Source organism: Paraburkholderia sp. GAS448 (assembly GCF_050435685.1).
Classification (GTDB): domain Bacteria; phylum Pseudomonadota; class Gammaproteobacteria; order Burkholderiales; family Burkholderiaceae; genus Paraburkholderia.
The window spans coordinates 1-14,629 of the sequence record NZ_JBNDKT010000078.1; the positions used below are offsets into that span (position 1 = coordinate 1).

The window sequence follows — 14,629 nt, forward strand, 5'->3', positions numbered from 1 at the left end:
TGAATTGAGCGTCGATTCGCTTCGTCATCTGGAAAGTTCGACGCCATCTCGCCTGCAACTTGGGCAGTTGGTCCATTGATCAGCGTTTCCCTAGTGGAAAAACAGAAGAATTGGGCGTAGCCCTGCCGCTTATTGAAGAATACCTGGAATTGTCGAAATGTTACTCGCTCAATGGACCGAGATCCCGCAATGCGGACGACGCGAGCGGTTGCTGCGGCGAAAAGAGCTGCCTGTCAAGGAGAAGGCGTGAATGTCGCGAGTGGGCTGCCGCTGGTGGCAAGGTAGAAGTCGATCGCACGATGATCGGCAAGCTTCGGGCCAACAGGAGCCATTCGACAGCGCCCCCTTGAATCATCGACAATCGGACGACGACAAATCCCCTTACGGGCCGCGCCTGGGAGCGGCATCGGCGCGGCCTGGTGACTGTACGGGGTCGCTAATATGGAGAGCCGACTCCGTTAGCTCATCGACTCCCCGTCGCGTCCGCACAGACGTCGCCCTTCTTCAAATCCGCAGGCCGGGTATGTGCCCGGGATCAGGCATTCATCCCGCCATCCACCGTAAGATTCGCCCCGGTGACGTATGAGGCCTCCGGTCCGGCGACGAAAGCCACCATTGCGGCGATCTCCTCAACGCGCCCATAGCGGCCGAGTACGGTGGCGGCCTTCTGCGGCACGGCCCAATCGCCTGAGGCGGGATTCAGGTCTGTATCGATCGGACCCGGCTGGACGTTGTTGACCGTGATGCCCCGGCCTCCCAACTCTCTGGACAGCGCCTGGGTGAACATCCTGACGGCTGCTTTCGTGGCTGCGTAGGGCACCAGCCCTGGCGCAATGGCACGCTCACCCACCGCCGAACCGATCATGATGATGCGGCCACCGTCACTCAGGTGCTTCAGCGCAGCCTTGGTCGCAGCGAATACGCCGCGGATGTTGATGTCGATCACTCTATCCATCTCCTCCAGCGACGTATCTTCGAACGGTTTCGGAATGGCCGTGCCGGCATTGTTCACCAGCACATCCAGCCGGCCGAAGGTCGCAAAAGTTTTTTCGACCGCAGCCTCGACCGCTTCGACGTCAGTAGCGTCCGCCTGAATCGCAATAGCCTTTCCGCCATTGAGTTCAATCGCTTTGACCACGGCCGAAGCCGCGCTGGCGTCCTTCGCGTATGTCAAGGCCACGCTCGCCCCATCCGCCGCCAGACGTTTCGCGATTGCCGCACCGATGCCACGTGAACCACCGGTAACGAGTGCCACTTTTTGAGCTAACTTGGACATATGATTTCCTAAGGTTTCCGTGAGCGATTCACCGCGTCACTAATCCAGTTGATGATTGACTGCTGTCTTTGCCCGGACCATTTTTAGAACCGGAACCTGCCCGGCTTCGCCACATCACGAAGATCGGCGATGACCAGCCTGGCGCGCTTCCTGGCGTCGGCGACAGTACAGCTTTCGCCTGTGAGGGTTTCTGCAGTCGAACCAACGAACTTCTGCATAGCGCCACTCTTGATCCATGGCGGTGCAACGACTATAGGTCTCGGTGGGAGGTGCGACAAAGACCTTGTATGCAGGGGGGCATGCCTCTCGGGCATACTAGGAGGGGCCCAACGACGAAACGAACGGCCGTCTCCCGACGCCGCTCCGGCGAGCGGAGTCAAGCGACCACATGTTGCTACAATATTTCTCGAAGCCCACCACCCATCCGCAAACGCAATTGCGAGAACCTCTCTGATGTTCCTGAGTACCGATCCCAGCTTCTTTTTCCTCCTTTCCGACAGCTACCGCCGACTTCTGGGGAAGGCCCTCGTTCCCGAGGGCATGAGCGTGTCCGGGAGCGCTGCGTGGCTTTACGAGGCGGCGCCGTTCGGCATTCTTGCGCACAATACTGCGGAGGATCCCATCTTCGTCTATGGCAACAAGCGCGCACAGGCAATATTCGGATACGACTGGAATGAGCTCACCGCGCTGCCCTCGCGTCTCTCCGCGGAAGCGCCCGAACGTAGCGAGCGTCAGGCATTCCTCGATCAGGTCACGGGCAACGGCTTTGTCACCGGATACCGGGGCGTGCGCGTCGCCAGGTCGGGCGCGCGCTTCTGGATCGAACGGGCTACTGTATGGCAACTCACGGATTCGGCGGGAAACTACCGAGGTCAGGCGGCCATGATCCCTGAGGTGAAGTTCATTCGCGATAATGGTTGAGTTCATCGCGGTACCGCGTTCGTTCGCGCCAGTACCCGCCTGTCACTCGAAGAGCACGTCGGTACCCGATCCTCTCTACACAGCGGCATCCTTGAAGCTCCCCTTTTCGGGGGATGGCTCCTCTCTCCGAACAATTCGATGATGGCATCACCTGTCGAAGGCAACCTTGCTCTACGGCCAGTCCGGTTACGTCAACAACCACGGAACGATGCATACCGGCCTGTCGACGAATGGCGCATTGTTCGCTGCGTCGGGGACAACATTCGCGACCGTGGTCGGCATTCGTCACCTGTTCCGACGTGTGTCTACTGATTGTGAAACGAGGGAAAGCAGTATGCAAATCGATATCGATTTCGGGAACTGTCATGTGTTCGTCTTCGGCGGCACGAGCGGCATCAACTACGGCATCGCAGAAGCGTTCGCGCGACGCAGCGGGTATGTCAGCGTCGCGAGCCGCAAACGTGAAAACGTTGATGCGGCAGTGGCCACGCTCGCCCGTCATCGCGCGCAGGTGCGGGGGATGTGCGCTGACGTGCGCGACTTCGACGCGGTCGGAGCGGCGTTCGACGATGCAGTGAGCCAGTTCGGACCGATCGACGTGCTGATATCCGGCGCGGCAGGCAACTTTCTTTGCGACGCGCGTTCGATGTCGGCAAACGGCTTTCGTGCCGTCGTCGATATCGATCTGATCGGATCGTTCAACGTGATGAGGCAGGCGTATCCGCATCTGCGCAAGCCCGGCGCGTCGATCGTGAACATCAGTGCACCGCAAGCGACCGTGCCGATGCGCTATCAGGCGCACGCGGCCGCCGCGAAAGCCGGCATCGATCAGCTTACACGCGTGCTCGCACTCGAATGGGGGGCGGACGGCATCCGCGTGAATGCCATCTCTCCTGGTCCGATCGACGGCACGGAAGGTTTTCGCAAGCTGATTGCGCCTACGGAGCTCGCATCAGCCGAGGCGGCGGTGCCTCTGCGCCGTTTCGGGTCGACCGACGACATCGCAAATCTCGCGCTGTTCCTGGCGTCGCCCTATGCATCGTATGTGTCGGGCGCAGTCATTCCGTGCGACGGCGGCGGCGCGATCGATAGCGTCAAGCCGGCGCTCGAGCACGCCGGCGCGCTCACGACGAGCGGGACCTGATGCACACGCGGCGGTGCGGGCAATCCCTATCTCATCGCTATCCGGATGGTGGCGGTAGTCGGCCGGCCCGCTGCCTGGGCTGATTCCACGACGAACTCAAGCAGACGGGAGACAACGCGCATCCGCTTTGCTTTCCATCGCGGCACCTGGTTGTGGCGCAAATGACGGGCGCAGGCGAAACCCGAGCGTAACCCACCGGCTCATCCGATTTGCACGAGAGCCGTCATTCCCCTGTCTGGCTGTCTCGCAATGGCAGGAGTAGACTCGCCGGGGTTGCTCCGTGATACCACGCCGATCGTCGCTTTGCGCCGATGCATGCGCGTGAACAGGAGGAGTCGGAAATACAGTTCGAGTGGCGTCGGGGAATTCGAAAATGGGTCTGTCAAAGGTTGATCTGAATCTCTTCGTTGTCTTCGAAGCCGTCTACAGAACGCGAAACCTGACGCGCGCATCGGAGATGCTGTTCATCACTCAGCCAGCTGTCAGCAATGCGTTGGCGCGGATGCGCAAAGCATTCGACGATCAGCTTTTTGTCAGTACGTCGGCCGGCATGATACCGACGCCCGTTTCGGAAAACATCATCGGCCGGGTTCGTGAAGCGCTGCAGCTGCTTGACTCGAGTACTCACGTTGGAGGACGCTTCGACCCCGCCTCGTCCGAGCGTACGTTTCGGCTCAGCATGACCGACCTCACGGAGGCGCTCCTTCTGCCCCCACTGGAGGAGGTGCTGCAGCGACTGGCGCCCGGCATCCGCATCGAAAGCTACTTCACGACGCGTCGAGAGGTTCCGGAAGCGCTAGCCAGTGGTGCGGTCAATCTCGCGATCGACGCGCCGCTGATTGACGACCCCTACCTCGAGCAGGAGCCGCTGGGCCGCGACCGGTATGCATGCATGCTGCGTCACGACCATCCGTTTACAAAGAAGAAGCTGACGATCGATGACTACCTCAGCTTCGGTCATATCCACGTATCCAGTCGCCCCCAGGGACCTGGTCTCGTCGATGCAGAACTGAACAGGTTGGGCCTCAGGCGATCGATTCAGACGCGGGTTCAACACTATCTGGTCGCCCCGTTGATCGCGATGCGAACCGATCTCGTCCTCACGGCCCCCCTCGTGCTCCTTCAGCGGTATGACGCGCGAATCCTTGAGCTGCCGTTCGATCTTCAGGATCTCGAGTCTCATTGCTACTGGCATCGAAGCGTTACGGGGGACCCGGCTCATCGTTGGCTGCGTGAGCAGGTTGGCCGTCTCATGCGGGAAATGAACCAGTAGCCGGGGCCTATGGGGGCACACGCGTCAGGTGTCACGAAAACTTATTGCCGGCTATCACAACAATAAATTTCCTGAATGATGCGGCGCTGGGTATTCTGCTAGTCATATTGAAACGAGGATGGCATGGCAGAACTCTATCTCGTACGGCATGGTCAGGCGTCTTTCGGCGCCAAAAACTATGACGAGCTATCACCTTCCGGTCATACCCAATCACTTTGGCTCGGCGAGTACTTCGCGCAGGCGAAATTGCGGTTCGATCGCGTTGTGGTCGGAACGATGCAGCGGCATCGGCAAACTGCCGATGCAATTCTCGCCGCAATGGGTGGCCCGCAAGCCGAGATCGCGCAAGACGCGGGTTTGAACGAATACGACTTCCAGGCATTGTTCGCAGCCCTCGGCGAAGAGGGCTTGCCGCAGGGTTTGTCGGCCGCAAGTTCAAAGAAGGACTTCTACAAAGGGCTCCGGCAAGTGCTGCAGCTTTGGGCCGATGACCGCTTGCCCGGTCGTGTTCCAGAGACATGGCATCAATTCCAGACGCGTGTCCAGCGTGCGCGCATCGAAATCCAGCAGGCTGGCGGCAGGCGCATTCTGGTGGTGAGTTCGGGTGGTCCGATCGCGGTAACTGCCCAACAGGTTTTACAGGCGCCTGCCGCGACTGCGATTGCACTCAACATGCAGATTCGAAACAGCAGCGTTTGCCAATATGTCTTTAACGACGGTGCAATGTCGCTAGTCAGCTTCAATTCAGTGCCTCATCTCGAACGTGCCGAGAGGCATGAATTTGTCACCTACGGCTGACCTCAATCGGGATTCCTGCTACATGAACCACCCCCACGCTCACTTACGTTCGCTGCCCCCCGGGGGGGCCGTTGCCTCCCTTGGGGCCGCCCGGCGGGAGGCAACATGAACCACCCCCACGCTCACTTACGTTCGCTGCCCCCCGAGGGGGCCGTTGCCTCCCTTGGGGCGGCCCGGCGGGAGGCAACATGAACCACCCCCACGCTCACTTACGTTCGCTGCCCCCCGAGGGGGCCGTTGCCTCCCTTGGGACGGCCCGGCGGGAGGCAACATGAACGCCAGCCTTCAATTCGACATCGAAGATCTCACACGTTATCTGACGGCGCACGTGCCCGGGTTTCAAGGGCCGTTGTCCGTCGAGAAATTTCCCGGCGGACAATCCAATCCGACGTTTCTTTTGAAGGCGCAAAGCGGCGGCTACGTGCTGAGGCGTCAACCGCCCGGCGCATTGCTCAAGTCCGCACATGCCGTTGATCGTGAGTTTCGCGTGCTGTCGGCGCTCGGCCGGACATCGGTCCCTGTCGCCCGTGCATATCACCTTTGCGAGGACCGTGACGTCATCGGTAGCCTGTTTTACGTCATGAGCTACGAAGACGGGCGAATCTTCTGGAATCCGGCGCTGCCCGAAGTACCCGTCGAGGAGCGCGGCTCTATCTACGATGCACTGCTTGGCACGATGGCGGCTCTGCATGACGTGGATATCGACGAAGCCGGATTGTCGGACTACGGCCGCCCGGGCAACTATTTCGCGCGTCAGATCGACGTCTGGACCCGGCAATATCGCGCCGCGCAGACCGATGTATTGGAGGCGATGGAGTCGCTGATCGAGTGGCTGCCTGCCCACTGTCCGGCGGAAGCCGGAAAGCCTTCGCTCGTGCACGGAGATTTCCGTATCGACAACCTCATTTTCATGCGCGGTGCGCCGCAAGTTCGCGCTGTTCTCGACTGGGAGCTATCCACGCTCGGCAATCCACTGGCTGACATCGCGTACTTCTGCATGTGTTTGCGGCTCCCGCCCGACGGTCATATCGCCGGACTCGAGGGCCTGGATCGAGAGGCGTTGGGGGTGCCTGACGAGGCGTCGATTGTCGAGCGGTATTGCGAGCTTCGGGGAATTTCGTCGATTGAGAACTGGAATTTCTACCTGGCGTTCAGCTTCTTCCGGCTCGCAGCTATCGCACAGGGCGTGAAGAAGCGGGCCTTGAGCGGTAACGCATCGAATGAAAAGGCGCGACAGGTGGGGGAGATGGCTGGGGTGCTTGCGAAGATGGGCGTTGACCTGATCTGAAGACAGGCAAGAGGAATTGGAACGTAGACATATTGGGGCTGATTGTGACTACTAATTTGTTTGACCTGAAAGGAAAGATTGCTCTGGTTACCGGCGCCAGCCGGGGTATCGGTGAGGAGATCGCCAAACTACTCGCCGGGCAGGGTGCCCATGTGATTGTGTCGAGCCGCAAGCTGGAAGATTGCGAATCTGTGGCGCGGGAGATCAAGGAAGCGGGCGGGAGCGCTGAAGCGCAACCGTGCCATGTCGGGCGTGTCGAGGACATTCTCAAGATCTTCCAGGATATTCGTGCACGGCATGGTCGTCTGGACATCCTCGTCAACAACGCGGCGACGAATCCGTATTTTGGCCACATTCTCGACACCGATCTGTCGTCCTTCGAAAAGACGGTGGAGGTCAACCTGCGTGGTTACTTCTTCATGTCCGTGGAGGCGGGCAAGTTGATGCGGGAGCACGGCGGCGGTGCGATCGTCAACACGGCTTCGGTCAATGCATTGCAGCCTGGCGACAGGCAGGGAATCTACTCGATCACCAAAGCCGCCGTTGTCAACATGACGCGGGCATTCGCGAAGGAGTGCGGGCCGTTGGGGATTCGAGTGAATGCGCTGCTCCCCGGATTGACCAAAACCCGATTTGCGGGGGCACTGTTCGAAGATCAGGCCACCTACGAAAACTGGATGTCGCGGATCCCGCTGCGGCGCCACGCGGAACCTCGTGAGATGGCAGGCACCGTGCTTTACCTGGTGTCCGACGCTGCGAGCTATACCAATGGAGAGTGTGTCGTCGTCGACGGTGGACTGACGATCTAGTCAAGCGGTCGAAGCGCGCTGTTGGCCGATGCATCGACGACATTAATCAGGATTCTGGAAGCGTAAAAATGGATTTTTCATATAGCCCGAAAGTCGAAGCGCTGCGCACGCAGGTGCGTACGTTCATGGACGCTCACATCGTTCCGCGTATCCGCCAATGGCACGAGGAAGTGAGTGCAGGTCAATATCCGGTTTCCTTTATGGAGACCTTGAAGGAACAGGCGCGTGAAGAGGGACTCTGGAACCTGTTCCTTCCGCATCTGCGCGATGACGAGCCCGGTACGCGCCTGACCAATCTCGAGTACGCGCCCCTGGCTGAAATCATGGGGCGGGTGTCGTGGGCATCGGAGGTGTTCAACTGCAATGCGCCGGACACGGGCAATATGGAACTGCTCCATATGTTTGCCACGCCTGCTCAGCGCGAGCAGTGGCTCAAGCCCCTTCTCGACGGCAAGATCCGCTCGGCGTTTGCGATGACGGAGCCGGCTGTGGCCTCCTCGGACGCGACCAATATCACGACGTCGATTCGTCGTGACGGGGATGACTATGTCATCGACGGCCGCAAGTGGTTCATCACGAATGCATCACACCCGAATTGCACGCTCTTCATCGTGATGGGCAAAACGGATCCGGACGCGCCGAGCCACCGTCAGCAGAGCATGATTCTCGTGCCCCGCGATACACCCGGCGTCAAGGTGATCCGCAATATCACGGTGGTCAATCACCTGGCACCGGAAGGACACTGCGAGATCGAGTTCAAAGGGGTGCGCGTACCCCGGACGAATCTCCTCAGTGAAGAGGGCAGCGGTTTTGCGCTCGCGCAGGCGCGCCTTGGGCCGGGACGGATTCACCACTGCATGCGTTCGATCGGCGCCGCGGAACTGGCGCTCGAGTTGATGGTGGAACGGGCTCAGGCACGCACGGCATTCGGAAAGATGCTGCATGAGCATGGGTCCGTCGCCGAATGGATCGCGAAGTCCAGAATCGAAATCGATCAAGCGAGGCTGTTTGTTCTCAAAGCCGCGTGGATGATCGACAACGTCGGTGCGAAAGAGGCGCGCAAGGAGATCTCGATGATCAAGGCGCTCGTACCGGGTGTTCACACCGCCGTTTGCGAGCGGGCGATACAGGTGTTTGGCGCGATGGGGCTGAGCCCCGACACGCCATTGGCCGATAGCTGGACGTGGGGCCGTGCGTTGCGGTTCGCAGATGGCCCGGACGAGGTTCACCTGCAGGGCATTGCACGAATGGAAATCAAGGCGCAGCCCTATGAGCCGGGGAAGGATAATCCCTACCTGATGGCGTCGGTGTAATGCATCGCGCCAGTTTCAAAGCGTGACCTTGCGGGGGGAGCCCAGGCGGCGAGCGGCGTGAATACTCTCAACGAATATTCTCAACGTTAAGGCCCGCCTGGGAGGTCGATCCCCCGCACTGCCTTGAGCTTCCACCGCCAGACGCAAGATGTGCCAATGCGGTTTCCGGTGCGTTGGCGAGACGACTAGCACTCGCCGTCAGATCCCCCCAGCAAGGACCGCGTTTCCTCCGACGGCTCTGCGGTGAGTATGCTTTCAAAGGTGTCCATCAAGCTGGACACGGCGTATTGCGGAGACCAGAGCCCTCCCGAATCGCCATTGTCCCGACTCGCTTCCCACGCTGCCAGTGCGGCATTGCCGTAGATGCCGACGAGCGACAGTCTGTGATCGACTATTGCCGGCGGAATAGGGGAAAGCAGGTTTCGGAGCTGGGCGTTGCAGCGCTGATAACCCAGATTCCACCTGTTTTCCAGCGCCTCCCGCAAGAACGCGCGGTTGTTCAACTGCAAGTTGGCGATCATGCGGATGTAGGTCGCCTGACCCGTACGATCCGCCAGCTCAAGCATCGGATAGAGCAGCGCGCCCAATACCGCCCGCACGTTTATCCCTTCCTCTGCCTCCAGTCTGTCGAGCCGCGCCTGACGGTCCTCGTCTATCAGGCGCGCGCCGTCCACTACCAGCTCACGTGCCAGTTCAAGTTTGTTCCCGAAGTAGTAGCGCAGCGAGGCACTGTTTCGCTGCCCTGCGGCGGAGATGATGTCCTGCACGGACACTCCGTCCAATCCGCGCAGCGCGAACAGGCGTTGGGCTTCTTCCTTTAAGCGAGTTCGCGTCTCCGCCCCGTCCGAGCGAAGGGTTTTCCCTGATGTCATCATTACTTTACCGTTTCGTGTTAATTAACTACACTGCAATAACTAACCGAGTAGGAGAAACTTAACATGAAAGTCGTAGTTGTTGGAGGAGGCATTGGTGGGTTAACGACCGCTCTGGCGCTGCTGCGCCACGGCATCGAGCCGATTGTACTGGAGCGCGCCCCGCAATTGACGGAGGTCGGAGCGGGCGTCCAGATCGCTGCGAACGGCACGATCGTGCTGCGGGAACTGGGGCTTGAACCCGCGCTGGCGAGCATTGCGACGGTGCCCGAACGCTTTGACTACCTCGAGCTGTCGACAGGGCGTCTCCTGTACGTAGCTCCACTGGGCAAGGAGGCAGAGGCACGTTACGGCGCACTGCTCTATAACGTCCACCGCGCCGACCTGATCGACCTGCTCGCGAAGGCCGTGCCGCCCCATATGATCCGGCTGGGGGCGGAATGCGCGTCGGTTTCCCAGGACGACGAGGGCGCCTGGGTCACGCTGCAAAATGGCGAAGTGATTCGTGGCGACGCCGTGATCGGCGCGGATGGCATTCACTCTTCCGTCCGGACGGCCCTCCGGGGACCCGAGGAGAAGCAGTTCGCCAACATCCTGATGTGGCGCTCGCTCATCCCTGCCGACCGGCTCACGGGCCTGAGATTGCCGGTGGCGGGGAACAACTGGTTCGGCGTGGGCAGGAATATCGTCTCGTACTGGGTTCGCAAGGACCTCTACAGCATTCTTGCGTCGGTGCCGGCAACCGAAGTGAGCCGCGAGTCGTGGACGCAGTCGGGGGACGTCGCGCAACTGCGGCGCTCGTTCGAGGGTTCCGAGCCGACTGTCCAGAAAATGCTGGAAGCCGTGGACTCGACGTTCATTACGGGGATGTACCACCGGGATCCGATCGAACACTGGAGTACCGGACGGATCGCCCTGCTCGGCGACGCCGCGCATGCGATGGTGCCCTACCTGGCGCAAGGCGCCTGCCAGGCGATCGAAGACGCATGGGCCCTCGCCACCTGTCTCAAGAACCATGGCCGGGCCGGCGTACAGGATGCGCTGCTGGAATATGAACGGCGCCGCCAGCCGCGTACTACGCGAATTCAGGCGGGCGCGCGATTCGTCGTCGATTGGGCACACGAGCCCGACGAGGCGCGTGTACGCCAGCGTAACGGACGACTGAGGGGACTCTCGCGTATCGATCCGCTCGCAGAGGCTTCATGGTCGTTCGCCTGGGGGCACAACATCCTCGAGGCCGCCAGGCTGCCGCCGGGCGAGGTCGTAGGCTTGAGCGCGGCACGCGAAGGAAAGCGGATGGCGCGCCCCGAGAGCCAGCGCGCTTTCGATCTCTGGAAGGGCGTGTTCAAGCCGGATGACATTGCTCGTGGCGATCGGGGGCAGCGTGCAGCCTACGAACGGTTCCTTCTGGAGCAGTTCCCGGCGCCCGCAAGCACCGAAGTGACGGAGGTCGATCTTCACGGGGTGAGCGCGTTGCGCGTGGCTGCGGCGGGAGCAGGGCAAAAGGCGACCGTGCTGCACTTCCACGGCGGCGGCTACGTGCTGGGCTCGGCGAAGAGCTCGGTTGAATACGCAAGCCGGCTGTCGCGCGCCCTGAACGGTCCGTGCTACACGGTCGACTATCGCCTCGCGCCCGAGCATCCGTATCCGGCCGCATTCGACGACGCATTCAGCGCCTGGCGCGGCTTGCTCGCTTCGGGTGTCGATCCGTCGACGGTGTTCCTGAGCGGCGAATCGTCCGGGGGCGGCCTCGCCCTCGCGATGGCTGCCGCATTGCGTCGCGCGGGTCTGCCGTTGCCGGCCGGCGTCATTGCAATCTGCCCGCTCACTGACCTCACGCTTGGCGGCCCTTCCGTCATGGCGAATTCGGGAGACGACCCGGCCGCGAATCGCGAGACGCTTTCCAACCTTGTCGCGTCTTACTTCCAGGGTCACGAGCCGACCGATCCGATGGTGTCGCCGCTGTTCGCGGACCTCGCAGACCTTCCGCCGGTATTCCTTTCGGCCGTGGAGGGAGAGGTGCTGGAAAGCGACACGACTCGCTTCGCAGAGCGGGCAAGGACAGCCGGCGCGAACGTGACGCTGAAGATGGTGGGCGATTCGGTTCACGTCTTCACGCTCTTCCCGTTCCTGCCGGAAACCGCTGGGACGCTCGAAGAAATCGGCCAGTGGAGCCGCCAGCTCCTTCAGAAGTAGAGAGACGCATCCGCCTCGCGCATGGCGCCAGGTAGGGATGCGACAAACCTGCTCACGCATCGCCGACGTGGGCAGATCCTGCGTGCGCCGCGGGCGATTTGCCCGTGACGCAGGTAACCGGTTTCAAGGCGCTTCGCCCTATCACTGCATTTCGTTTCATGCCCGGAGTAGACATGACGGCAACATCAACGCGTCGGCTGGTCAACGTGCCGCGGAATATATCCGCGCCGCCGACATCGCTGTACACGAATCTCGAAGTCTCCGCGAACCACCATCCGGAAAAGGCCGCAATCCTTTACTACGGCAGTACGGTGAGCTACCGGCAGTTGCAATACGAAGTCGAAGCGATGGCGGGATTCCTGCAGCAGCACTGCGGCATCGCCCGGGGTGACCGCGTCGTCCTGTACCTGCAGAACGGTCCGCAGTTCGTCGTCGCCTTCTATGCGGTCCTGCGCGCGGATGCGGTAGTCGTGCCCGTCAATCCGATGAACCGGACTTCGGAGCTGCAACACATACTTGAAGATAGCGGGGCTAGAGTCGCCTTCGTCGGCGAAGAACTCATGGAGCACGTAGGGTCGCTGTCGGGCCGCCACGTGGACTATGTGATCCCCGCGCGTTATGCCGACTATCTTTGCGACCAGACCGATCTGCCGCTGCCCGACGTCCTGACATCGTCCGGACCGCAGCCTCATGCAGAATCTGTCGGCGGCCATGCTGCCCTCATCGGCTGGAACGACGCGCGCTCTCGCGCGTGCATTCCGCGCGACCACGAATCCCGGCCCGAGGATCTGGCGGTCATTCCGTATACGTCCGGCACGACCGGGCGCCCGAAAGGGTGCATCCATACCCATCGTAGCGTGATGCATTCAACGGTGTCGTGCGCTGAATGGCCGAGCCTCGCGAACGAGAGCGTGATGCTGTGCTCCGTGCCGTTGTTTCACGTCACAGGCATGCAGAACTGCATGAACATGCCGATATTCATCGGCGCCACGATGGCGATCATGACCCGCTGGGACGCGAAATGTGCCGCGCACGTGATCGAACGCCACCGCGTCAGCGCATGGGTCACTGTTCCCACGATGCTCATCGACCTGCTGAACCTGGCTGACGTCGACAGGTTCGACCTGAGTTCCATTGCGTACCTGAGCGGCGGCGGCGCCGCGATGCCGCAGGCCGTCGCGCAGCAGATAGAGGAGCGTTGGGGCATCCCGTACGTCGAAGGGTACGGTCTCACCGAGACGATGGCGGCGACCCACATCAATCCGCCGAAGCACAGCAAGCAACAGTGCATGGGGGTGCCAGTCTTCAGCACGGATTCACTCGTCGTCGATCCAGAGACGCTCGAGCCTCTCGGCGAAGGAGAAACAGGTGAGATTCTCGTCAGCGGACCTCAAGTATTCGGCGGGTATTGGAAGTCGCCGGAAGCCACGCAGGATGCATTCGTTCTGATCGATAGGAAGCGATACCTGCGCACGGGAGACCTCGGCTATGTAGATCGGGACGGGTATTTCTTCATCGTCGACCGGCTGAAGCGCATGATCAATGCCTCTGGCTACAAAGTCTGGCCGGCCGAGGTCGAGGCAATGCTGTTCGAGCATCCTGCCATTCAGGAGGCGTGCGTCATTGCGACTCACGATCCGCGTCGAGGCGAGTCGGTAAAGGCGGTCATCGTGCTTCGGAACGGCGAGCACGCGACGGAACAGGAAATTGTGTCGTGGGCCCGCGAGCGCATGGCCTCCTATAAGGTTCCGCGTGTCATTCAGTTTGCCGCCAGCTTGCCCCGTACGGCGAGCGGAAAGATCCAGTGGAGACTGCTGCAGGAAGATGAAACGCGGAGTCGAACCACCCAATCCGAAGACCGCCGGCTGGATTGATCTGTTGCCTGCCGAAGCGCGCGATGCGTAGTCGCAACAGGGCGGCCTCGGTTTACGGCTGATGTCAGCAAGTCCAGCCGGAATCATGGTCCCCGATCGAGACGACCGGAGCATGTTGCGGTCGCGGCGAGTGACGCACCAAGAAGAAATCAGGCGCTCGTACTCAGCTGGCAATAAATAAGTCTTAGATTTCATTCATATAGTTCGTAGTGCGACAGAATCATAATATTGGAGTTTAAATATGAGGAAGGTAAGGAGATTGTTCGGAAAAGAGCGGCATCGACGCAAGGCAGGCCTGTTGGCTGCCATCATGTCTACTGCGATGCTGTACTCCGTCCCAGCAGCCGCGCAGTCGTCGGTGACGCTTTACGGCCTCGTCGATTCGGGAATTCGCTACACGACTCATGCGAATCCGCAAGGCGATTCTCAAGTCCAGCTCACCAGCGGCGCAAGCGAGAGCCACTTCGGATTCAAGGGAGTGGAAGACATGGGTGGCGGAACGAAGATCGTATTCGATCTCGAGAATCGCTTCTTCCCGAACTCCGGGGCGACCGACCCCGCCTATCCGTTTTTCAATACGGCTTTTGTCGGCGTGCAGTCTGACAGGTACGGGAAGTTGACAATGGGGCGTCAGATCAACCCCCTTGCTGACGCTGTTCTGAGCGCCTTCGTGACCAATCTATGGCTCCCGACCTTCTACCGGTTCCGGCCGGAAGTCATGATGGCTCAGGGCGTATGGACAAGCAACATGGTCAAATACTCGGCAAGATGGGGCGCGATCAAATCTGAAGTGCAACACCTTCCTCGTGTAAGGTGCGCACATGCAAAAAAGAAGAACGTATCAACAGCTTCAGCCTGAAGAGCG

Annotated in this window: 12 protein-coding genes; 10 read left to right on the forward strand and 2 right to left on the reverse strand. The window is 60.6% G+C overall.

From position 1 onward, the window contains the following. Positions 1-535 precede the first annotated feature (535 nt). Entirely contained in the window at positions 536-1,276 is a 741-nt protein-coding gene (locus P3T23_RS45725) for an SDR family NAD(P)-dependent oxidoreductase (RefSeq protein WP_429322610.1), read from the reverse strand. A 453-nt stretch (positions 1,277-1,729) separates the two neighbouring features. Between P3T23_RS45725 and P3T23_RS45730 the strand changes: the two genes are divergently transcribed. From P3T23_RS45730 to P3T23_RS45760, 7 genes are all read left to right on the forward strand, one after another. Beyond that, complete coding sequence (locus tag P3T23_RS45730; RefSeq protein WP_429322611.1) at positions 1,730-2,197, forward strand: MEKHLA domain-containing protein; 468 nt, start codon at positions 1,730-1,732, stop codon at positions 2,195-2,197. Between the two features lie 334 nt (positions 2,198-2,531). After that, a complete protein-coding gene (locus P3T23_RS45735; RefSeq protein WP_429322612.1) occupies positions 2,532-3,341 on the forward strand; it encodes an SDR family oxidoreductase in 810 nt (269 codons plus the stop codon). 373 nt (positions 3,342-3,714) lie between these two features. Next, complete coding sequence (locus tag P3T23_RS45740; protein WP_429322613.1) at positions 3,715-4,614, forward strand: LysR family transcriptional regulator; 900 nt, start codon at positions 3,715-3,717, stop codon at positions 4,612-4,614. 123 nt (positions 4,615-4,737) lie between these two features. Next, positions 4,738-5,412, forward strand: coding sequence for a histidine phosphatase family protein (locus P3T23_RS45745; protein ID WP_429322614.1), 675 nt, complete (start codon positions 4,738-4,740; stop codon positions 5,410-5,412). 271 nt (positions 5,413-5,683) lie between these two features. Continuing rightward, on the forward strand, positions 5,684-6,700 hold the full coding sequence (locus tag P3T23_RS45750) for a phosphotransferase (RefSeq protein WP_429322615.1): 1,017 nt from the start codon (positions 5,684-5,686) through the stop codon (positions 6,698-6,700). A 44-nt stretch (positions 6,701-6,744) separates the two neighbouring features. Continuing rightward, a complete protein-coding gene (locus P3T23_RS45755) occupies positions 6,745-7,509 on the forward strand; it encodes an SDR family oxidoreductase (protein ID WP_429322621.1) in 765 nt (254 codons plus the stop codon). Between the two features lie 68 nt (positions 7,510-7,577). Then, entirely contained in the window at positions 7,578-8,822 is a 1,245-nt protein-coding gene (locus P3T23_RS45760; RefSeq protein ID WP_429322616.1) for an acyl-CoA dehydrogenase family protein, read from the forward strand. Positions 8,823-9,007: 185 nt separating this feature from the next. Here P3T23_RS45760 and P3T23_RS45765 read toward each other — a convergent pair whose 3' ends face one another. Beyond that, complete coding sequence (locus P3T23_RS45765; protein ID WP_429322617.1) at positions 9,008-9,697, reverse strand: TetR/AcrR family transcriptional regulator; 690 nt, start codon at positions 9,695-9,697, stop codon at positions 9,008-9,010. Positions 9,698-9,760: 63 nt separating this feature from the next. Here P3T23_RS45765 and P3T23_RS45770 point away from each other — a divergent pair, with 63 nt between their 5' ends. The 3 genes from P3T23_RS45770 to P3T23_RS45780 all read left to right on the forward strand — a co-directional run bounded on the left by P3T23_RS45770 (position 9,761) and on the right by P3T23_RS45780 (position 14,623). Further along, on the forward strand, positions 9,761-11,890 hold the full coding sequence (locus P3T23_RS45770) for an alpha/beta hydrolase fold domain-containing protein (RefSeq protein ID WP_429322618.1): 2,130 nt from the start codon (positions 9,761-9,763) through the stop codon (positions 11,888-11,890). 173 nt (positions 11,891-12,063) lie between these two features. Next, positions 12,064-13,764 (forward strand): long-chain-fatty-acid--CoA ligase, encoded by a 1,701-nt coding sequence (locus P3T23_RS45775; protein WP_429322619.1) that lies wholly within the window; start codon positions 12,064-12,066, stop codon positions 13,762-13,764. Between the two features lie 259 nt (positions 13,765-14,023). Further along, entirely contained in the window at positions 14,024-14,623 is a 600-nt protein-coding gene (locus P3T23_RS45780; protein WP_429322620.1) for a porin, read from the forward strand. The last annotated feature ends 6 nt before the right edge of the window (positions 14,624-14,629 follow it).

Bases quoted from the DNA above. Each gene is read 5' to 3' on its own strand.
- P3T23_RS45730 (WP_429322611.1), top strand. From the start codon at position 1,730: ATGTTCCTGAGTACCGATCCCAGCTTCTTTTTCCTCCTTTCCGACAGC.
- P3T23_RS45735 (WP_429322612.1), top strand. From the start codon at position 2,532: ATGCAAATCGATATCGATTTCGGGAACTGTCATGTGTTCGTCTTCGGC.
- P3T23_RS45770 (WP_429322618.1), top strand. From the start codon at position 9,761: ATGAAAGTCGTAGTTGTTGGAGGAGGCATTGGTGGGTTAACGACCGCT.
- P3T23_RS45765 (WP_429322617.1), bottom strand. From the start codon at position 9,697: ATGATGACATCAGGGAAAACCCTTCGCTCGGACGGGGCGGAGACGCGA.
- P3T23_RS45745 (WP_429322614.1), top strand. From the start codon at position 4,738: ATGGCAGAACTCTATCTCGTACGGCATGGTCAGGCGTCTTTCGGCGCC.
- P3T23_RS45760 (WP_429322616.1), top strand. From the start codon at position 7,578: ATGGATTTTTCATATAGCCCGAAAGTCGAAGCGCTGCGCACGCAGGTG.
- P3T23_RS45775 (WP_429322619.1), top strand. From the start codon at position 12,064: ATGACGGCAACATCAACGCGTCGGCTGGTCAACGTGCCGCGGAATATA.
- P3T23_RS45750 (WP_429322615.1), top strand. From the start codon at position 5,684: ATGAACGCCAGCCTTCAATTCGACATCGAAGATCTCACACGTTATCTG.
- P3T23_RS45740 (WP_429322613.1), top strand. From the start codon at position 3,715: ATGGGTCTGTCAAAGGTTGATCTGAATCTCTTCGTTGTCTTCGAAGCC.
- P3T23_RS45725 (WP_429322610.1), bottom strand. From the start codon at position 1,276: ATGTCCAAGTTAGCTCAAAAAGTGGCACTCGTTACCGGTGGTTCACGT.